This window comes from Variovorax sp. Sphag1AA (genome assembly GCF_014192575.1).
Taxonomy (GTDB): domain Bacteria; phylum Pseudomonadota; class Gammaproteobacteria; order Burkholderiales; family Burkholderiaceae_C; genus Variovorax.
On sequence record NZ_JACHYC010000002.1, the window covers coordinates 111,630 to 131,945 of the forward strand.

Genomic DNA, 20,316 nt, shown 5'->3' on the forward strand with positions numbered 1-20,316 from the left:
CGTATGGATCTGTGACGGCTACTGGAGCACGACCTGCGTCTTGAACGGCAGGCGGTCCAATGACTGCGCGAGTTGCGTTTGCAGTTGCGAGGCCTTGGCGCCTGCCGCTGCTGAATCGACGATCACCTTCAGCGCGCTTTCGCCTTCCGGCTCGACGCGCGGTCGCGCCGAATCGCCGATGCCCAATGCCTTGCAGGCTTCATCGACGATGGTCTCCGCCACCTTGCGTGCGGCCATCGCGCGCAACTGGGGCTTGTAGATCTTGCCGACGTTGGTCATCGGCATGTGCTCGATCACGATCACCGACTTCGGCTTGGCGGGCGCTTCGTCGACACGCTCGCCGGTGAAGGCGAGCAGTTCCGCTTCGGTCACCGACGCGCCGGGCACCAGCGTCGCGAAGGCCACCGGCAGTTCGCCCGCATAGGCATCGGGCGCGCCTACCGCAGCACAGAGCTGCACCGCAGGGTGGGCGCCGAGCGCATCCTCGATGACCTTCGGATCGATGTTGTGGCCGCTGCGGATGATGAGGTCCTTGGAGCGGCCCGAGAGATTGAGCCGTCCTTCGCCGTCGATCCAGCCCAGGTCGCCGGTCGCGAGCCAGCCGTCGGCAGTGAACGCCTTCGCGGTGTCGGCCGGATCGACGAAGCCCGAGAACACGTTGGGCGACTTGAACAGCACCATGCCCTGTTGGCCGACCGGCAGTTCGCGATCGCTCGCGTTGCCGTTCTGGTCGAGCGCGACGATGCGCATCTGCGAATAGGGCAGGCGGAAGCCGACGCAGCCGGCCGGCCCGTTCACGCCGGGCGGTGTGATCGTGGAAATGCCGGCCATCTCGGTCATGCCGAGGCTCTCGTGCACATGCAGGCCGAAGAGCCGCTCGAAGCGCGCCGCCAGCTCGGGCGGCAACACAGCAGCGCCAGTGCGGCAGTAGCTGATCGACGAGATGTCTGCGCCGTCGAGCGGCACGTTGGCAAGCGCGGCGAGCACCGTGGGCACTGCCGAGAGCGACGTCGCCCGGTACTTCTCGACCAGCCGCCAGTAGTTCGCCATCACCTCCTTGTTGCGCAGAAGCGATGGCGTCGGAATGATCATCTCGACACCCGCCGACAGCAGCGCGAGCGATGCCGGCAGCACGCCCGCGACATGGAACAGCGGGTAGCCGTTGATCGAGGTGGCCTTCGAGTTCTGTCCGGTGAGCTTGATGCTGGCCCACGCGGTGAACACCTGCGCGCCGTGACTGTGCTTTGCGAGCTTGGGTGCGCCGGTGGTGCCGCCAGTGTGGAAGTACGCAGCGATGTCGCTCGCCTGGATGTCGCGCCCGCTCACCAGATGGTCGCCGGGTTCCTTCGACCGTTCCTCGAGAAAGTCGAGCACGCCGTCGGGCAGCGGCCCGGCAGTGCCCTGCGCTTCATCGTGCGGCGCAACGCGGAGCACCGTCGTGAGCGAGGGCACCTCGCCGCGCAGGCGCATGGCCTTCGACCACATGCCCGATTCGGCATCGTTGCCGTAGGCGATCAGCACCTTCGCGCGTGCGGCCTTCATCAGCGAGACGAGCTTCTCGTCGGTAAGCAGCGGATTGAGCGGTTGCGCGATGCCGGCGGCGGCCCCACCCCAGAGCGCGAGATGGTTCTCCAGGCAACCCGGCAGCAGGATCGCGATCGCATCGTCGGGGCCGACGCCGAGCCGGTGAAGCAGATTCGCCGTCTGGTGGATTCCGGCGAGCAGCTGTGCGTACGACCAGCGGATCGGCTCGTCGTCCGGATTGCCGGTGCGCAGGAAAGTCAGCGCGGTCTTGTCGCCGAAGGCGGCTGCCGAGTTGCGGAAGATCTCGTAGGTGCTGCGCACCGTGAGCGCTTCGGCGAGCGGCGTTTCTTCGAGCTTGCGGATGTCGTCGAGACCGCGGATCGGAAACGACGCGCTGAAAGGCGCGGCGATGGGCGGGGGCGTCGTGCTCATGAGCAAACCCTCAGGCGCGGCCGAGCGCGATGTAGCGCTGCAGGTGATGGTCCTCGTCGCCGAGCTGGTGGTCGATCATCACCAGCCGCTTGGCGAAGTGCGCGAGCGGCAGTTCCCAGGTCATGCCGATGCCACCGTGCATCTGGATGCTTTCCTGCGCGACCAGCGTGCCAATGCGGCCGATACTGAACTTCGCGGCCGACAGCGCGCGTTCGCGCGTGACGCGGTCCGCATCCATCGCTGCGGCTGCATTGATAACGGCGGAGCGTGCCTGCTCGATCTCCAGCAGCAGATCGGCCATGCGATGCTGCAACGCCTGGAAGCTGCCGATGAAAACGCCGAACTGCTTGCGCGTGCGCAGGTACTCCAGCGTGGCGTCCTTGGCCGACCCCATTGCGCCGAGTGCTTCTGCGCAGAGCGCAAGCACGCCGCGTCCGATGGCACGTTCGAGCGTGTCGAAGGCCTTGCCTTCTGCGCCGAGCAGTGCATCGCCGCCAACCTTGGCGTTGTCGAAGGTCAGTTCCGCCACGCGGCCGCCGTCGATCGCGGGGCAGCCGCGCACCTTGAGGCCCGGCGTGTTCGCGGGCACGAGAAAGAGCGAGATACCCGCTTCGTCGTCCATGCCGCCCGAGGTGCGTGCGGAGACCACGAAGAGGCTCGCCTGCTCGCCCTGCTGCACGACAGCCTTCACGCCATCGAGCACCCAGCCGTCGCCACTGCGCTCGGCGCGTGTCTGAACGCGCGACAACTCGTAGTGCGATTCCGGCTCGTCGTGAGCGAACGCGGCCACTGTGCCGCCGATGATCTCGGCCAGCTTCGCCTTCTGCGCGTCGTTGCCCGAAACGGAGATCGCCTCGCCGGCCATGACGGCACCCAGCAGCGGCTCGACCACGAGCCTGCGTCCCAGTTCCTCGAAGACCACGGCAACGTCGAAGCCCGCGCCGCCAAAGCCGCCATCGGCTTCGCTGAACAGCGCGCCGATCACGCCCAGATCCGCGAACTGCTTCCAGATCTCCTTGCTGAAGCCTTCCTTCGATTGCGCGATGCGATTGCGCGCCTCGAAGCCGTATTGCTCCGCGATGAAGCGGTTCAGGCTGTCGGCGAGCATGCGCCGATCTTCGGTGTGTTCGAAGTTCATGACCGTTCCTCTCTCAGAGCCCGAGGATCATCTTGGAGATGATGTTCTTCTGGATTTCGTTGGAGCCGCCGAAGATCGACAGCTTGCGATTGTTGAAGTAGCGCGCTGCGGCAGCCGGTGCGGGACTGAATGCCTCGCCGGTGAAGCCTTCCGCGAGCGCTTCCGCGACGAAGGGCCGCGCCTGCACACCCATCGCGCGCCGCGCGAGCGACGAGATCTCCTGCCGGATCTCGGTGCCGCGGATCTTGAGCATCGAGCTTTCCGCGCCCGGCACGCCGCCACCGGCCACCGCCGCGATCACGCGCAGGTTGGTGGTCTTCATGTTCTCGAGGTCGATCTCGACCTTCGCCATGCGCGCCGCGAAGGCCGGGTCTTCGGCAAGCGGGCGTCCGTTCTTTTTCTGCTTGGCGGCGATGACCTTGAGTTGCTCCATCGCAGCGACCGAGAAGCCCACGCCCGCGATGTTCGTGCGCTCGTAGGTCAGCAGGTACTTGGCGCAGGTCCAGCCTTTGTCTTCCTCGCCGACGAGGTTCTCGGCGGGCACGCGCACGTCGGAGAAGAACACTTCGTTGACTTCATGCTCGCCATCGAGCGTGATGATCGGACGCACTTCCACACCGGGCGACTTCATGTCGATCAGGAGGAAGCTGATGCCTTCCTGCTTCTTGGCGTCCTTGTTGGTGCGCACCAGGCAGAAGATCATGTCCGCATGCTGGCCCAGCGTGGTCCAGGTCTTCTGCCCGTTGACGATGTAGTGATCGCCCTTGGCATCACGACCACGCACCGCGGAAGTCTTGACCGATGCGAGGTCGGAGCCTGCGCCCGGCTCCGAATAGCCCTGGCACCACCAGTCGCTGCCGTCGAGGATGCGCGGCAGCCAGTGCTGCTTCTGCGCCTCGTTGCCGTACTTGATGAGCACCGGGCCGAGCATGTTCACGCCGAAGGGCACGATGCGCGGCGCATGGGCGAGGGCGCATTCGTTCTCGAAGATGAATTTCTCGACTGCCGTCCATCCCGGTCCGCCGTACTGCTTCGGCCAGTGATTGGCGAGCCAGCCGCGTTCGTTCAGGATGGCGTGCCACTCCTGCATGTCGGCCTTGGTCAGGTGCTTGCCGGTCGCGACCTTGTCGGACAGGCGCTGCGGCAGCTTCGCGGCCAGGAAGGCGCGCACCTCGTCGCGGAAGGCCTCTTCCGCGGGCGTGAAATTGAGGTCCATGTGATCCCCTCGGTTGGGTCTGCAAATATTGGTGAACACCGCGGAACCGGCTCTGCCGGGCCGCTGGTGTTGCCCCCTGCAAGGGGGTTGGCGGAGCGACACGAAGTGCGCGCAGCCTGGGGGTGTCAATAGATTTCGAAGAGACCGGCGGCGCCCATGCCGCCTGCGATGCACATCGTCACCACCGCGTACTTCGCGCCGCGGCGCTTGCCTTCGATCAGCACGTGGCCCGCGAGGCGCGCGCCGGTCATGCCGAACGGGTGGCCGATGGAGATCGCGCCGCCGTCGACGTTGAGTCGTTCCGACGGAATGCCCAGCTTTTCCTGGCAGTAGATCGACTGCGAAGCGAAGGCTTCGTTGAGTTCCCACAGATCGATGTCGTCGACCTTCAGGCCGTGGCGCGCGAGCAGCTTCGGCACCGCGAACACCGGGCCGATGCCCATTTCGTCAGGCTCGCAGCCGGCGACCGCGAGACCGCGGAACGCGCCCAGCGGCTTGAGGTTGGCGCGCTCGGCTTCTTTGGCCTCCATCAGCACGCAGGCCGATGCGCCGTCGGAAAGCTGCGAGGCATTGCCGGCGGTGATGAACTTGTCGTCGCCCATCACCGGCTTCAGCTTGGCGAGCGCTTCGTAGGTGGTGCCGCGGCGATTGCAGTTGTCCTCGGTCGCGGTGACTTCTCGGTAGCTGACTTCCTTGGTCTCCTTGTCGGTCACGGCCATCGTCGTCGCGCAGTGAACGATCTCGTCCTTGTAGCGGCCGGCGAGCTGCGCTTCCTCGGTCTTGCGCTGGCTCTCGGCGGAGAAGCGGTCCTGCGCTTCGCGGCTGATGTTGTAGCGCTGGGCGACGATGTCGGCGGTCTCGATCATCGCCATGTACAGCGCGGGCTTGTGTTCGAGGATCCACGGGTCCATGCCGCTGTCGCCGCTATCGGTGGCGCTGCGGGTGCGGATCTGCGAGATGCTTTCCACGCCGCCCGCGATCATGGCCGGCACGCCTTCGGCCACGATGCGGCCCGCCGCCATCGCGATCGCCTGCAGGCCCGAGGCGCAGAAGCGGTTCACCGTGGTGCCGGCGATCGAGATCGGCAGGCCGGCGCGGATGATCGACTGGCGCGCGATGTTGCGGCCGGTGGTGCCTTCGGGGTAGCCGCAGCCGAGGATCGCGTCCTCGATCAGTGCGGGGTCGATGCCCGAACGCTCCACCGCGGCCTTGACCGCGAAGGCGGCCAGCGTGGGGCCGGGCGTGATGTTGAATTCGCCGCGATGCGACTTGGTCAGCGGGGTGCGGGCGGTGGAAACGATGACGGCTTCACGCATGGGATGTCTCCTGGGGGTTCTGGGATGGCTCGGTGTTACTCGGATTGATTGAGGCTTGCGAAATCGGCGCCGCGTTCGACCAGCTCGACGAGCAGCGGCGAGGGCTTCCAGAACACGGAGTCCTGCTTCTCGAATTCGCGGATGTCGGCCAGCACCTTGGCGAGGCCCACGGTGTCGGCGTACTTCATCGGGCCGCCGCGATGGCGCGGGAAGCCGTAGCCATAGAGGAAGGTCACGTCCACGTCGAGCGGACGCAGAGCGATGCCCTGGTGCACGACGTTCGCGCCCTCGTTGATCATCGCGGCCATGTAGCGGCGCATGATTTCCTCGTCGGTGAAGCTGCGCGGCTTGATGCCTGCGCGCTCACGCTCGGCATCGATGATCGCGAGCACTTCGGGGTCGGGCTGGCCGACGCGTGCGCCTTCGGGGTAGAGGTAGTAGCCGCGCTGTGTCTTCTGGCCGAACCAGCCGCGCTCGCAGATGCGATCGGCCACCTGCACGTAGCGCGCCTTCGGATCGCGCGTCGCGGCCTTGCGCTTGCGCGTGGCCCAGCCGATGTCGCCGCCCGCGAGGTCGGAAACCTGGAACGGCCCCATCGGGTAGCCGAAGTCGCGCACCGCCTGGTCGATCTGGTAGGGCGAGGCGCCGTCTTCCATGATGTGATCGGCCGCCTGGCGATAGACCGCGAGGATGCGGTTGCCGATGAAGCCGTCGCAGACGCCCGCACGCACCGGCACCTTCTTGAGCTTCTTGGCGAGTTCGAAGCCCGTCGCGACCACATCGGCGCTGACCTTGGCGGGCACCACGATCTCCAGCAGCTTCATGATGTTGGCCGGCGAGAAGAAGTGCAGGCCGACCACGTCCTGCGGACGCGAGATGCTGGCCGCGATCTCGTCGATGTCGAGGTATGAGGTGTTGGTGGCAATCACGGCACCGGGCTTGCACACGCGGTCGAGTTCGGCGAAGACGGCCTTCTTGACGCCCATCTCCTCGAACACCGCTTCGACCACGATGTCGACCTTGGCCAACGCGTCGTACGACGTGGAGCCGTTGAAGCGCGCCATCACGGCGGCCTTGGCCTCGGGCGTCATGCGGCCCTTCTGGATCAGGCCGTCGTAGACCTTCTCGACATTGGCGCGGCCGCGCGCCAACTGCGTGTCGTCGCGCTCGATCATGGTGACCGGGATGCCCGCGTCGAGCATCGACACTGCGATGCCCGCGCCCATGGTGCCGCCGCCGACGATGCCGGCCGAATCGAGCGGACGCGGCTTGGCAGCCTTGGTTTCCGGTGCCTTCAGCACTTCGCGCTCGGCGAAGAAGGCGTGGATCAGCCCCGCGCGCTGCGGGCTCTCGATGCATTGCATGAAGAGCTTGCGTTCGAGCGCCATGCCTTCGTCGAAGGGCAGCGTCAGCGCGGCCTCGACCGCTTCGACGATCTTCATCGGCGAGAACAGGCCGCGGCTCTTCTTCGCGGTGTCGGCGCGGGCGGCTTCGAGCGCGGCGCGGCTGGCTTCCTTGTCCGCCAGCGCCTGTGCGTCACGCGTGCGGCGCACGGGTGCTTTGGCGGCGATGAGTTCCTTGGCATAGGCGACGCCTTCGGCGAGCGCATCGGCGCCTTCGCCGAGCCGGTCGATCAGGCCGAGCGACAGGGCTTCCTTGGCGCCTGCATGGCGGCCGCTCAGCATCAGTTCGATCGCGGGCTTGACGCCGATCAGGCGCGGCGTGCGCTGCGTGCCGCCCGAGCCGGGGATCAGGCCCAGCGCCACTTCGGGCAGCCCCAGCTTGGCCGAGGGCACCGCAAGGCGGTAGTGCGCCGAGAGAGCGATCTCCAGACCGCCGCCGAGCGCCGCACCGTGGATCGCGGCCACCACCGGCTTGTTGCAATCTTCGATGCGCTTGCAGACTTCGGGCAGCGACGGCGGCTGCGGCGTCTTGCCGAATTCGCGGATGTCGGCGCCGGCGATGAAGTTGCGGCCTGCGCCCACGATCACCACGGCGGCGGCGTTGCCATCGGCCTCGGCGGCTTCGATCGCGGCGACAAGGCCGCGGCGGACATCGACGCCGAGAGCGTTGACCGGCGGGTTGTCGATGGTGACGACGAACACATCGCCATCGCGGCGGAAGGTGACGGGGGATGGTGCAGAGGAAGCCATGCAGTGAGTCTCCGAAGGCGCGAACCGTGAGCGGTCCTTGAGGGTGAATCCCGGATTCTTGGCTCCACGACGGCCTTTGACAATTGCATTGGCGATTGACAGACTGTCAAAGCATTTTTGACAAAATCGGGCTTGCATGGATCTGCAATCGCTCACTCTCCTCGTCGAAATCCTGGACGCCGGCAACCTCAGCGAGGCCGCGCGGCGGCTCAAGATGACCCGCGCGAACGTGAGCTACCACCTCAACCAGCTCGAACGATCGGTCGGCGCGCAGCTCGTGCGCCGCACCACGCGGCGCGCGGAGCCGACCGAGATCGGGCTGCGGCTCTATCAGCACGGGCTCGCCATCCAGAGCGAACTTGCCGCGGCGCGCGAGTCGGTCACCACACTGGGGCAGAGCCTGCTCGGCCGGGTGCGCCTGAGCGTGCCGAGCGGTTACGGCCAGATCGTGATGTCTGAATGGCTGATCGACTTCAAGCGGCAGTACCCGGGCATCGTGCTCGACGTGCTGTTCGAGAACCGCATCGAGGATCTGCTGCGCGATGAAGTCGACATCGCGATCCGCGTGATTCCGGAACCGCCGCAGAACCTCGTCGCGCGCGACCTTGGCCCGGTGCGCTATGTGGCTTGTGCTTCGCGCGAATACGCGGCGCAGCACGGGCTGCCGATGCAGCTCGACCAGCTTCAGTCCGCGCCGGTGGTCACTGCGGCGGTGATCGGGCGGCAGCTGCGCGTCGCGGCCTACCAGGGAGAGGAACGGCGCGAAGTGGTGCTGGAGCCCACGCTGATCTCGGAGAACTTCCTCTTCCTGCGGCAGGCCATTCTCGCGGGGCTCGGCATCGGCCTCGTGCCCGACTACCTGATGAACGACGACGTGCGGCGCGGCGATGTGCTGACCACGCTCGACGACTGGCGGCTCAGCATCTTCGGCACGCAGATGTACATGCTCTACATGCCCAACCGGCAGCACACGCGCGCCACCCGAACCTTCATCGATTTCATACTGGCACGAGTCCGAGGTCTCTCTCCAGTAGCATCGGAGGCATGAGCTTCGAAAACCTGACGATGAGGAGCCCTGGGTCGGATGCGTACGTGCTCGGCACGCCGATCGAGGTGATGGACGGTGCCGCCAGCGTGGGAATCGTACGAACGGTCGTGCTTGCATCCACCGGCGACGAGATCCTGCTGGGTGATTTCGAGGCGGCCAACCAGGCGGATTTCCTGGCGAGGCGCATCGCGAAGCTCGTCATCGCCGAAGTGGTCAATTTCGTCGCAACGACCTACGAGGCGATCAGCGCCATCGAGATCATGCTGGGCCGCGACATCGACGGCTTCGAAGGGCGGCAGGCGTATCTGGCGCAGGCGCGCGCCGACCTGCTGCAAAGCATCGGTGTGCGGAACGTCCAGGTCGCGCCGAAGCCGCTCCGCGGGAGCGAGGCGCACTTCGCGGTCAGCGGCATGTGGGCATACGACCGGCCCAGCCTCGAAGCGCTCGAGACCGTGCTCCACGCGGAACGCGCGGCCTATGCGCAGTTCAAGGCGGCGCAGGTTGCGACCCCGCCCGCACCGCGTCGCCGCTCCGTCCTGAGCCGCGTCTTCGCGTCGAACGACTGAACATTTGTTTCCGGGCGCCAGGGCGGCGCGATGGGACAATCCGGCCCCATGAACAGCCCCGCCGACACCCTCACCATCACCCGCCCCGACGACTGGCATCTGCATGTGCGCGATGGCGCCGCGCTCGAAGCCGTGGTTCCGCATTCCGCCCGCCAGTTCGGCCGCGCGCTGATCATGCCGAACCTGCGTCCGCCGGTGACCACCGCCGAACAGGCCGTCGCGTATCGCGACCGCATCCGCGCCGCAGTGCCCGCCGGCACCGATTTCGAGCCGGTGATGTCGCTCTATCTCACCGACAACCTGCCGCCGGACGAAATCCAGCGCGCCGCCGATGCCGGCGTGCGTGCACTCAAGCTCTACCCCGCCGGCGCGACGACCAACAGCGATGCCGGCGTGACCGACATCCGCAAGACCTACCCGACGCTCGAAGCCATGCAGAAGCACGGCCTGCTGCTGCTGGTGCACGGCGAGGTGACTGATCCGGCGATCGACCTGTTCGACCGCGAGGCGGTGTTCGTCGACCGCGTGATGATCCCGTTGCGCCGCGACTTCCCCGAGCTCAAGGTGGTGTTCGAGCACCTCACCACGAAGGAGGGTGCGCACTACGTGCGTGATGCGAACCGCTTCACGGCTGCGACCATCACCGCGCACCATCTGCTCTACAACCGCAACGCGATCTTCACCGGCGGCATCCGGCCGCACTACTACTGCCTGCCGGTGCTCAAGCGCGAGACGCATCGTGTGGCGCTGGTCGAAGCGGCCACGAGCGGCAGCGATCGTTTCTTCCTTGGAACCGACAGCGCTCCGCATCCGGCCCATCTCAAGGAACACGCGCTCGGCTGCGCAGGCTGCTACACCGGCCTGACCGCGCTGGAGCTCTATGCGGAGGCTTTCGACAACGCCGGCGCGCTCGACAAGCTCGAAGGCTTCGCGAGCTTCCATGGCGCCGACTTCTACGGCCTGCCGCGCAACAAGGGCACCGTGACCCTTCGCCGCGAAACCTGGACCGTGCCCGAGACCGTGCCTTACGGCGACGCCACGCTGAAGCCGCTGCGCGGCGGCGAAGCCATCGGCTGGAGGATGGTGTGAACGCATCGCCGCGCGTGACGCTGCTGATCGATGCCGACAACGTCTCCGCCGATGTGATCGAGCAGGCCGTGCAGCGCACGATGACCGAGTACGGCAACATCCACGTGCGGCGGGCCTACTGCAACACGGAAACCGCGCTGAAGCAGCAGGCGCTGTTCAAGCGACTGCAGGTGCGGCCGATGGTCAACATCTCCGCTGGCAAGAACAGCACCGACATCGCGATGGCGGTGGATGCGATGGACCTGGTGATCGCCGAGCGGCCGGACGTCGTGGTGCTGGTGTCGTCGGATTCGGACTTCGCACCGCTGGTGATCCGCCTGCGCGAGAAGGGCTGCCGCGTGTGCGGCATCGGCCAGCATGGCAAGACGGGCGAAGATACCGTGGCGATCTACGACAGCTTCGTCGATCTGCTGCATCACCAGCCACCGAAGGCCGCGCCGGCCAAGAAGCGCACGACACGGCGTGCCAAGGCAGCAGCACCGCCACCTGCGCCGAGCGCGCCGGAGCTTCCCGACGATGTGATCCGCATCCTCGATGCGGTGGCTGAATTGACCACGGGGAACAAGGTCGAACTCAACCTGGCCGCCGAGCGCCTGCGTGCCGCCAAGCTCCTCAGCAAGAGCGCGAGCTCGCCCAAGCTGTTCAAGAAGCATCCCGAGCTGTTCCTGCTGACACCCGAGAAGACGCCCAACAAGGTGCAGTACGTCGGCCCCATGCGGTCGTGAGCGCATCCGGCGACATCTGGGGCTTTGATACGGACGCGCCGTGGATGGCGCCGTACGCCACGCGTGCGTCCAGGGTCGCGGCGAAGATTGCGCAGGGGGAGCGGGTCTGCGAGGCGCTGTCGGGTGAGTCGACATCCATCGCGCTGGCTTCGGGTCCGTTGCGCTTCGTGCCCGGCGACAGCGCGGCGCCGGGTGAAGCCTACGAGGCCTTCATCCATCGAACCGCATGCGTTCCGACGCGCGACAACCTGCATGACTTCTTCAACGGGTTGGTCTGGTTGCATTGCCCCCTGAGCAAACGCCGGCTGAACGAATTGCAGGCGGCCGAGATCGCCCGCGACGGCATTTGCGCCACGCGCGGGCCGCTGCGCGATGCGCTCACACTCTTCGACGAGAACGGCGCGGTGCTCGATGCGCCGGGGCCCTTGTGGCACGCCCTGCTCGCCCGCGACTGGCAAGCTCTCTTCGTGACGCATCGATCGCTCTGGCGAGAGGCGCGGCTACTTGTGTTCGGCCATGCGTTGCTCGAAAAGCTGACCGCCCCGCGCAAGGCCGCCACCGCCCATGTCCTCATCTCCGCGGGGGAAATGAATCCGTCCGCTTGGGACGATGCGACCATTGCGGCCTCGCTCCATCCCGCGCACCTGGCGACCAAGCCTTTCACCCCACTGCCAGTGCTCGGTGTCCCAGGATGGTGCGTTCAAAACGAGAACTTTTCCTTCTATGATGATTCGGAAGTCTTTCGCCCACGCAGGGACGCAGAACGAAGTCCAAACCCCTAGTCCCTGCCGCGTCGGCGCAGCTTGAAGCGGGCCGGTCCGGCCCCCATCTGTGCCACGTTTGCCTCACGGAGAAATCAACTTGAAACGCATCCTTCTGTTTGTGCTGACCAACGTCATGGTCGTGGCGGTGCTCGGCATCGTCGCGAGCCTGCTTGGCGTCAATCGCTTCCTCACCGCCAATGGGCTGAACCTGGGCGCGCTGCTCGGCTTCGCGCTGGTGATGGGCTTCGGCGGCGCGATCATCTCGCTCCTGATCAGCAAGCCGATGGCCAAGTGGTCGGCGGGTGTTCGCATCATCAACGAGCCGCAGTCGCCCGATGAAGCCTGGATCGTGCAGACGGTCAAGAAGTTTGCCGACAAGGCCGGCATCGGCATGCCCGAAGTCGGCATCTTCGAAGGCGAGCCCAATGCCTTCGCCACCGGGGCGTTCAAGAACTCGTCGCTGGTCGCAGTCTCGACCGGCCTGCTGCAGAACATGACGCGCGAAGAAGTCGAAGCCGTGATCGGCCACGAAATCGCGCACGTCGCCAACGGCGACATGGTCACGATGACGCTGATCCAGGGCGTGATGAACACCTTCGTCGTGTTCCTGTCGCGGGTAATCGGGTATGCGGTCGACAGCTTCCTGCGTCGTGGCGACGACCGCAATTCCGGCCCCGGCATCGGCTACTTCGTGACGACGATCGTCCTCGACATCGTGCTGGGTTTTGCCGCCGCCATCGTCGTGGCGTGGTTCTCGCGCCAGCGTGAGTTCCGTGCCGACGCAGGCTCGGCGCAGCTCATGGGCCGCAAGCAGCCGATGGTGAACGCGCTGGCCCGCCTGGGCGGGCTGCCTCCGGGCGAACTGCCGAAGTCTGTCGAAGCGATGGGCATCACCGGGAAGCTGGGCAGCCTGTTCGCCACCCACCCGCCGATCGAACAGCGCATTGCCGCGCTCCAGAATGCGCACGGCTGATTGCTGCTGATCCGCGCCAAAGAAAAAAGCCGCCTCCGGGCGGCTTTTTTTCGTTCAGGCGGCTTGCGTGGCGATGGTGCGCGCCATCGCTTCGGCCACTCTCAGGCCATCCACGCCAGCCGACAGAATCCCGCCGGCGTAGCCTGCGCCTTCGCCGGCTGGATAGAGCCCGCGCACGTTGAGGCTCTGGAAGTCCTCGCCGCGCCCGATCCGGATGGGTGACGAGGTGCGCGTCTCCACGCCGGTCAGCACGGCGTCGTGCAGGTCGAAGTCCTTGATCTTGCGGCCGAAGGCCGGGAAGGCTTCACGCATCGCTTCGATGGCGTATGCAGGCAGCGCGGCATGCAGGTCGCCGAGCGTCACCCCGGGCTTGTACGAAGGCTCGACGCTTCCGAGCTGTGTGGATGGCTTGCCCGCGACGAAGTCACCCACCAGTTGCCCCGGCGCACGGTAATTGCTGCCGCCAAGGACGTACGCGTTGGACTCGAGCGACCGCTGCAAATCGATGCCCGCCAGCGGCGAGCCGGTGCGGCCATCCTCCCAGCCCGGGTAGTCGCTCGGCTCGATGCCGACCACGATGCCCGCATTGGCATTGCGTTCGTTGCGCGAGTACTGGCTCATGCCGTTGGTCACGACACGGTTCGGCTCGCTCGTCGCCGCGACGACCGTACCGCCGGGGCACATGCAGAAGCTGTACACCGAGCGCCCGTTGCTCGCGTGATGGACCAGCTTGTAGTCCGCCGCGCCGAGCAGCGGATGCCCGGCGTGACGGCCCCAGCGGGCGCGGTCGATCAACCCTTGCGGATGCTCCACGCGGAAGCCGATCGAGAAAGGCTTGGCCTCGATCTGCACGCCGCGCTCGTGCAGCATCGTGAAGGTATCGCGTGAGCTGTGTCCGAGCGCCATCACCACGTGGTCGGCGCGCAGCTCGCTGCTCTGGCCGGTGCGCTGGTCGAGCACCGTCAGGCCGCGCAGGTGCTTTCCGTCCGGGCCATCCTCGATCAGCACGTCGGTCACGCGTTGCTCGAAGCGGATCTCGCCGCCGAGCTCGATGATCTGTTCGCGGATGCTTTCCACCACCTTCACCAGCTTGAAGGTGCCGATGTGTGGATGCGCGACGTAGAGGATTTCCTCCGGCGCGCCGGCCTTGACGAACTCCTCCATCACCTTGCGGCCGAGGAAGCGCGGGTCCTTGATCTGGCTATAGAGCTTGCCGTCGGAAAAGGTACCGGCGCCGCCTTCGCCGAACTGCACGTTCGATTCGGGGTTCAGCACGCTCTTGCGCCAGAGGCCCCAGGTGTCCTTGGTGCGTTCGCGCACGGTCTTGCCACGTTCCAGCACGATGGGCTTGAAGCCCATCTGCGCGAGGGCCAGCGCGGCGAAGATGCCGCAGGGGCCGAAGCCGACCACGACCGGCCGCAAGGCGAGCCCGGCGGGCGCCTGCGCAGGTGCGCGCCATTCCATGTCGGGCGTTCGCGTGACGCGAGGGTTCTCGGCGAACTTGACGAGCAGCTGGGCTTCAAGCGCCGGGTCCGCGAGGGTCACATCGACGATGTAGACCTGCAGCAGCTGCACCTTGCGTGCATCGAAGCTGCGCTTGTAGACCTTGATCGCGCTCACCGCGCCGGGCGGTGTGCCCAGCAGGGTGTTGACGGCGTGGGGGAGGGCCGCGTCGTCATGGTCGAGCGGCAGTTTGATTTCAGAGATTCGCAGCATGTGGGGGCTTGTGGTTATCAAGCAGGACGCGAATCATAAGGCTCGCCCAGCTGGCGCGGGCCCGGCTCCTACGCTGGCAGGAAGCCGTCGACAGACAGGTACCGCTCGCCCGTGTCGTAGTTGAAGCCCAGCACCACGGCATCCGAAGGCAGCGACGGCAGCTTCTGCGCAATGGCAGTCAGCGTGGCGCCGGACGAAATACCCACGAGGATCCCTTCCTCCCGCGCGCAGCGGCGCGCCATTTCGCGTGCCGGTTCCGCATCGACCTGGATCACGCCGTCGAGCAGCGAGGTGTCGAGGTTCTTCGGAATGAAGCCCGCGCCGATGCCCTGGATCGGATGCGGCGAAGGCTGGCCGCCGGAGATCACCGGCGACGCCACCGGCTCGACCGCGAACACCTTGAGCTTCGGCCACTTCTGCTTGAGGATCCGCGCGCAGCCGGTGATGTGGCCGCCGGTGCCGACCCCCGTGATCAGCACGTCGATTCCCTGGGGAAAGTCCGCCGCGATCTCCTCGGCCGTGGTGCGTTCGTGCACCGCGACGTTGGCAGGATTGTTGAACTGCTGCGGCATCCATGCGCCGGGTGTGCTCGCGACGATTTCCTCGGCACGGGCGATGGAGCCCTTCATGCCCTTTTCGCGTGGCGTGAGATCGAAAGTCGCGCCGTAGGCCAGCATGAGCCGGCGGCGCTCAATCGACATGCTGTCGGGCATCACGAGGACCAGCTTGTAGCCCTTGACCGCCGCGACCATCGCGAGGCCGATGCCGGTGTTGCCCGAAGTCGGCTCGACGATCGTGCCGCCGGGTTTGAGCGCGCCCGATCGTTCGGCATCCTCGACCATCGAGAGCGCAATCCGGTCCTTGATCGAGCCGCCGGGATTGGCGCGCTCGGACTTGATCCAGACCTGCTGGGTCGCATTGCCGAACAGGCGCTGGATGCGGATGTGCGGCGTGTTGCCGATGGTCTGCAGGATGTTTTCGGCCTTCATGAGTGGTGCGCCCTCAAAGTTGCGGTGAAAGAAAGGGAGCGCCATTGTGGCGATAATCCCCGCGTGAAGCACGCCGGACCGCCGCTGGTGCAAGTCTCGAAAGAGCGCACTGGAGGAACGTCCGGACTGCACAGGACAGCGCAGGAGCTAACGGCTCTCCACCGCGAGGTGAGGATCAGAGCAACAGAGACGAGTCGGCCGGGGGCAACTCCGGTCGGGTGAAACGGGCAATCTCTGCGCGCAGCAACACCAAGTAGGCCAGCGTCGATGTGGTTCCGCAGAGCTGGCGGGTAGGTGGCATCGAGCCGTTTGGCGACAAACGGCCCAGAGTAATGGCGGTCACGCTGGGGTTCGAGAGGACTTCAGTGCACAGAATCCGGCTTACAGGCGTGCTTCACACATTTATTGCTCGCCCCCAGGCTTGCTCACTTCGTGTAGCCGCCAACCCCCTACCGGGGGCAACACCGGCGGCCCGGCGAAGCCGGTTCCGCGGTGTTTCACGAAGAGGCCTTGCTTTGCGGCCTTTGGACTCTTTAGAACTTCTCGTGTGGCAGCAAATAGCGCCACTGATTCGCTAGCAATCCCGCGAGAGGAACTCTTCCGATGCGGATGCGCTTCATCGACTGAATGCGCAGCCCGGCCTGGGTGCACAGGTTGGCGATCTGGCCGGGGCGCGGCCCCTTGATCGCGAAGCGCAGGCCGGTGTGGCCTTCGCCACGCTGCCCGACGCTCACGCGCGCGGGTGACCGGTCGAAGTGCACGAGGGTCTCGGGGCCGACGGCGCCTTCCACATCCACCATGATTTCGTGCTCGAGGATCGCGGCGTCCTCTTGCAGCCGGCGCTCGATGCGCCATTCCTGCGTGAACACAATCAGCCCGCTCGCTCCGGTCTCCAAGGGGGTCATGCAGCGTTGTCCGGCGACATGGCGCGGCAGGAAGCGCAGGCCGGCGCGCTCGGGGTCGTGATGGTTCGCAGGCACCAACAGGCGATGCGCGTTGTCGGTCGGCATGCCGGCCGGCTTGTGCAGCAGCAGGGTGACTGGCACCACCGGCTGGGGGCGCGCGCCGGTTTCGATCTCGACGCGCTGGTTCGGCAGCACGCGCATCTGGGGCAGCAGCGCCGCTTCGCCGTCGACGCGGACGGCGCCGTTCTCGATCAGCAGCTCGGCCTCGCGGCGGGAGCAGCCGGCAAGTGCTGCCACTCGCTTGGCGAGGCGGATGCCTTCATCCGAATCTGTCACTGCACGAACCTCATGCCTGCGAGGTCTGGCGGATGCGTTCGACGTGCGCCGCCAGCGATCGCGCCGCGACCGGCCACATGCGCTCCGGAACGTCGTCGTAGGCGAGCGGCAGCCAGTCTTCCGGCGTGCCTTCCGGCAGCTTGCGCATCGCGGCGGCGATCTTGGCTTCGCGCTTGAGGCGATGTGCCTTCAGGTAGGCGAGCGCGGCACGTGCGCGGCCGAGCACGTAGCCGTGCGCCGGCAGGATGAAGTCGATGCCGCCCTGTTCGCAAACCGCATCGAGCTTGTCGAGGGAGTCGAGGTAGGCGTTCATGTTGCCGTCCGGCGGATCGATGACGGTGGTGCTGCCGTTGAGCACGTGGTCGCCGGAGAAGAGCAGGCCGTCTTCTTCCAGCACCAGGCAGAGGTGATTGGCCGCGTGGCCTGGCGTGTGGATTGCGCGCAGGGTGTGCGTGTGCGTTCCCGAGGCGAACACGACCCGTTCGCCGTCGGCGAGTTCCCGGTCAGGCGCAAATTTCGCGGACGAACGCGCGGTGGGCGCGGAAGCCAGTCCGAGGATCGGCGGCGGTGTCTTGCAAAGCTTTTGCAGCGGCGCGGCGCCTGGCGAATGATCGGCGTGCGAATGCGTGCAGACGATCACGCGGATGTCGCCACCCGTCGCGTGCCAGAGCCGGTCGATGTGCCCGGCGTCGTTCGGGCCCGGATCGATCACGACGTAGCCGGTGGATGCATCGCCCACGATGTAGGTGTTGGTGCCCGGCCCCGTCATGGCGCTCGGGTTGGGCGCGGTGAGGCGTTGAACGTTCTTCAGGAGCGGCACGGGTTTCTCGCTCTGCCAGTCGAGCGTGTGCACGAGCTGGCCGTCGGGGTTGACCAGCTCGAGTTCGCCAAAAGCCGACTCGTGCTCCATGAAGCGCGCTTCCTCCCCGCGAAGGAAGCCGGCGCGCGGGCAGCTCGTCCACAGCGGCCCCTCGCCACCGTCGCGATTCGCACAGGCGCCGAGGACCGCATCCACCGTCGGGTACGCGGCGAGCCGCTCGAGCGTTCGCAGCGTCGGGAAGATCATGAAGAAGGTTCCGGCCTTGTGGCGTGCGAGCGCATCGGCGGGGCGCACCCAGCACGGCTCGAACTGCTCGGCTTCGTCGGCAGTGGGTGTCTGGCCGTCGGGCATGCGTGCCACCAGGAAGGGCACGTCGAAGCGCTTCGGCAGGTCGCGATCGGTGATCCAGTGGGCAAGCGTGAAGACCTGATCAGTGGACAGCAGCAGGCCGCGTTGCGCGCACTGTTCCGCGAAGGCCACCGTTGTCGCGGCGGTGCTTCGGTCCATGCTGGCGAATTCCTCGGCAGTCACCGGCCGGCCGTCCGGGTGATGGGCCAGCAGCACGCCCAGTTCCTCGAAGCTCTCGCGGATCGCGGCGATGGCCTGCGTGAGTTGCGCGTCGCTCTGCGTGACGCGGCGCGCGGCAATGGCGCGTGCGGTCGTGTCGCCTTCATCGATGCGGCCGCCCGGGAAGACGTAGGCACCCGGTGCGAAGCTGGCGTTGGCCGATCGACGGGTCATCAGCACCTCGACGCCTTCGGGCGTGTCGCGCAGTAGGAGCACGGTCGCAGCGGGATAGGGGCGCGCCGGTTCGCGCTGCGGATGGAGCAATTGGGTGGGTCGTACCATGATCCCGGGATTATCGGGAGAAGCCCGCCGCCGCGCCCTGGGCGGCTTCCGGTGGGCATAAGCTCCGATCGGATCGGACATGAGCGACACGCCACAATGCGCGGCTGTTGCTCCGATCGAAAGACCGCCCATGACCGCACCCTCTTCCGGCCGCACCCGTCGCTTCCTCGCGATCGCCGCGCTTGCGCTTTCCTCGGCGGCGCCCGCCGCCTTTGCGCAGGCTGACTGGCCGCATCAGCCGATCATGCTGATCATGGGCTTCCCGGCCGGGTCGGGTGTCGACGTGGTGGCGCGCACGATCCAGGAGCCGCTGCAGCGCAAGCTCGGCCAGCCGGTGGTGATCGACTACCGCGCCGGCGCGGCCGGCAACATCGCGAGCGAATACGTCGCGCACGCCAAGCCGGACGGCTACACGCTCTCCTTCGGCACTGCGGCCACGCACGGCAGCAACGCGGCGCTCTACAAGAAGCTCCCCTTCGACGTGGAAGCCGACTTCGTGCCGGTCGCGCCGGTGCTCGATGTGTCGAACGTCCTCACGATCAACCCCGACGTGATCAACGTGAAGACGCTCAAGGAGTTCGTCGACGTGGTGAAGGCGAATCCCGGCAAGTACAACTACGCCTCCACTGGCAACGGCGCCGGCACGCACATGGCCTTTGCCGAATTCAATTCGCGGCTCGGGCTCGACATGGTGCACGTGCCGTACAAGGGCGGCCCGGAGGCGATCACCTCGGTCGTGCGTGGCGAGACCTGCTGCATCATGAATCAGGTCCAGACGGTGCTGCCGCAGTACAAGGCCGGCAAGGTGCGCCTCCTGGGCGTGACGACCGCGACGCCGGTGGCGGCGGTCAAGGAAGTGCCGACCATCGCGTCGAGCGGCATCCCGGGCACCAAGGGCTTCGACAGCTCGATCTGGTTCGGCGTGTTCGCGCCCAAGGGCACTGATCCGCGCATCGTCGAGAAGCTCAACGCCGCGATCCAGTCGGTGATGGAACAGCCGGACATCCGCGAGAAATTCGAGAGCCAGGGCAACACGATCCGCATAGAGTCGCCCGCGCAGTTCAAGCAGACGGTCCATGCCAACCGCGTCAAATGGGCTGAAGTCGCGAAGACCGCAAATATCAGCATTGATTGAGCTCGCCCCCAGGCTCGGGGTGGGGGTCAGCTCTTCTTTCGCTTGTAGTCCTCGATCTTTTCCTTCAACTCGGTGTACTGCTCACAGGGCAGCCAGCAGAGCTTGTCCAGCGCCTTGAGGTGCGCCTCCGCGTCCGCGAGCCGGCCGACCTGCAGGTAGGCCTCGCCCATGTATTCGTGGGCGTCTCGATGCTTCGGGTTGATCTGCAGGGCACGCTCGTAGTGCTTGAAGGAGTTGTCCATGTCGCCGGTGTGCCGGTAGGCGAAGCCGAGGAGGTTCCAGGCATCGGCGTTGTTCGGATCGGCCTGGATCACGAGGTTGAGGCGACTGATGGCATCCTTCCATTGCTCGGCCTTGATGGCGGCTTCGCCCGCGGTGTAGTTGGGATCGGCGGGCTTGGTTTCCACGCTGCCACCCCCGCCACCTCCACCCCCACCACCGCCGCCGGCGGGCCATGCGGGAAGGCACAGAGCGGCGACGCACACCGCGGCTGCCAAAGCTGTCTTGCGCATGTGGATGCTCCCAGGGGGATTCGTCCCGGCTGAATTCAAATCCCGCGCCCCGGGGGTGTCAACACAGGCGGCATAGATATCTCATCCGCAGGGTGTTTGACGTGCGCGCA

Annotated in this window: 17 protein-coding genes and 1 other RNA gene; 8 read left to right on the forward strand and 10 right to left on the reverse strand. The window is 66.4% G+C overall.

Annotation, left to right across the window (positions count from 1 at the left end):
• Window positions 1-18 precede the first annotated feature (18 nt).
• The 5 genes from FHW64_RS07065 to FHW64_RS07085 all read right to left on the reverse strand — a co-directional run bounded on the left by FHW64_RS07065 (window position 19) and on the right by FHW64_RS07085 (window position 7,779).
• Window positions 19-1,956: an acyl-CoA synthetase gene (locus FHW64_RS07065; protein ID WP_184524523.1), complete on the reverse strand. Its 1,938-nt coding sequence runs from the start codon at window positions 1,954-1,956 to the stop codon at window positions 19-21.
• Between the two features lie 10 nt (window positions 1,957-1,966).
• Window positions 1,967-3,094: an acyl-CoA dehydrogenase family protein gene (locus tag FHW64_RS07070; RefSeq protein ID WP_184524525.1), complete on the reverse strand. Its 1,128-nt coding sequence runs from the start codon at window positions 3,092-3,094 to the stop codon at window positions 1,967-1,969.
• Between the two features lie 13 nt (window positions 3,095-3,107).
• On the reverse strand, window positions 3,108-4,310 hold the full coding sequence (locus FHW64_RS07075) for an acyl-CoA dehydrogenase family protein (RefSeq protein ID WP_184524527.1): 1,203 nt from the start codon (window positions 4,308-4,310) through the stop codon (window positions 3,108-3,110).
• Between the two features lie 125 nt (window positions 4,311-4,435).
• On the reverse strand, window positions 4,436-5,626 hold the full coding sequence (locus tag FHW64_RS07080; RefSeq protein WP_184524529.1) for an acetyl-CoA C-acyltransferase: 1,191 nt from the start codon (window positions 5,624-5,626) through the stop codon (window positions 4,436-4,438).
• Window positions 5,627-5,661: 35 nt separating this feature from the next.
• Window positions 5,662-7,779, reverse strand: coding sequence for a 3-hydroxyacyl-CoA dehydrogenase NAD-binding domain-containing protein (locus FHW64_RS07085; protein ID WP_184524531.1), 2,118 nt, complete (start codon window positions 7,777-7,779; stop codon window positions 5,662-5,664).
• 136 nt (window positions 7,780-7,915) lie between these two features.
• Here FHW64_RS07085 and FHW64_RS07090 point away from each other — a divergent pair, with 136 nt between their 5' ends.
• The 6 genes from FHW64_RS07090 to htpX all read left to right on the forward strand — a co-directional run bounded on the left by FHW64_RS07090 (window position 7,916) and on the right by htpX (window position 12,944).
• A complete protein-coding gene (locus FHW64_RS07090) occupies window positions 7,916-8,827 on the forward strand; it encodes a LysR family transcriptional regulator (protein ID WP_184524533.1) in 912 nt (303 codons plus the stop codon).
• On the forward strand, window positions 8,824-9,393 hold the full coding sequence (locus tag FHW64_RS07095; RefSeq protein ID WP_184524535.1) for a hypothetical protein: 570 nt from the start codon (window positions 8,824-8,826) through the stop codon (window positions 9,391-9,393). The genes FHW64_RS07090 and FHW64_RS07095 overlap by 4 nt, the downstream gene beginning before the upstream one ends.
• 48 nt (window positions 9,394-9,441) lie before the next feature.
• Window positions 9,442-10,482, forward strand: a complete 1,041-nt coding sequence (pyrC, locus tag FHW64_RS07100) for a dihydroorotase (RefSeq protein WP_184524537.1) — start codon at window positions 9,442-9,444, stop codon at window positions 10,480-10,482.
• Window positions 10,479-11,207 carry an NYN domain-containing protein gene (locus tag FHW64_RS07105; protein ID WP_184524539.1) on the forward strand — a complete coding sequence of 243 codons (729 nt, stop codon included), beginning with the start codon at window positions 10,479-10,481 and terminating at the stop codon, window positions 11,205-11,207. Before pyrC ends, FHW64_RS07105 begins: the two co-directional genes overlap by 4 nt.
• Before the next feature lie 167 nt (window positions 11,208-11,374).
• Window positions 11,375-11,989 (forward strand): DUF3025 domain-containing protein, encoded by a 615-nt coding sequence (locus FHW64_RS07110; RefSeq protein WP_409350613.1) that lies wholly within the window; start codon window positions 11,375-11,377, stop codon window positions 11,987-11,989.
• A 79-nt stretch (window positions 11,990-12,068) separates the two neighbouring features.
• Window positions 12,069-12,944, forward strand: coding sequence for a protease HtpX (gene htpX, locus FHW64_RS07115; RefSeq protein WP_184524541.1), 876 nt, complete (start codon window positions 12,069-12,071; stop codon window positions 12,942-12,944).
• 54 nt (window positions 12,945-12,998) lie between these two features.
• On the opposite strand, the gene FHW64_RS07120 is transcribed toward htpX, so the two are convergent.
• The gene (locus FHW64_RS07120; RefSeq protein WP_184524543.1) at window positions 12,999-14,660 is read right to left on the reverse strand and encodes an NAD(P)/FAD-dependent oxidoreductase; all 1,662 of its coding nucleotides are present in this window, start codon (window positions 14,658-14,660) and stop codon (window positions 12,999-13,001) included.
• Window positions 14,661-14,728: 68 nt separating this feature from the next.
• Window positions 14,729-15,649 carry a cysteine synthase A gene (cysK, locus tag FHW64_RS07125; RefSeq protein ID WP_184524545.1) on the reverse strand — a complete coding sequence of 307 codons (921 nt, stop codon included), beginning with the start codon at window positions 15,647-15,649 and terminating at the stop codon, window positions 14,729-14,731.
• A gap of 65 nt (window positions 15,650-15,714) precedes the next feature.
• Between cysK and rnpB the strand changes: the two genes are divergently transcribed.
• An RNA gene (gene rnpB / locus FHW64_RS07130) (RNase P RNA component class A) lies at window positions 15,715-16,049 on the forward strand.
• Between the two features lie 133 nt (window positions 16,050-16,182).
• Here the strand turns inward: rnpB and FHW64_RS07135 are convergent.
• Both FHW64_RS07135 and FHW64_RS07140 read right to left on the reverse strand, forming a co-directional pair.
• A complete protein-coding gene (locus FHW64_RS07135; protein ID WP_184524547.1) occupies window positions 16,183-16,890 on the reverse strand; it encodes an RNA pseudouridine synthase in 708 nt (235 codons plus the stop codon).
• Window positions 16,891-16,900: 10 nt separating this feature from the next.
• A complete protein-coding gene (locus FHW64_RS07140) occupies window positions 16,901-18,559 on the reverse strand; it encodes an MBL fold metallo-hydrolase (protein WP_184524549.1) in 1,659 nt (552 codons plus the stop codon).
• A gap of 130 nt (window positions 18,560-18,689) precedes the next feature.
• Here FHW64_RS07140 and FHW64_RS07145 point away from each other — a divergent pair, with 130 nt between their 5' ends.
• Entirely contained in the window at window positions 18,690-19,694 is a 1,005-nt protein-coding gene (locus FHW64_RS07145) for a tripartite tricarboxylate transporter substrate binding protein (RefSeq protein WP_184524551.1), read from the forward strand.
• Between the two features lie 26 nt (window positions 19,695-19,720).
• Here FHW64_RS07145 and FHW64_RS07150 read toward each other — a convergent pair whose 3' ends face one another.
• On the reverse strand, window positions 19,721-20,206 hold the full coding sequence (locus FHW64_RS07150; RefSeq protein ID WP_184524553.1) for a M48 family metallopeptidase: 486 nt from the start codon (window positions 20,204-20,206) through the stop codon (window positions 19,721-19,723).
• Window positions 20,207-20,316 lie beyond the last annotated feature (110 nt).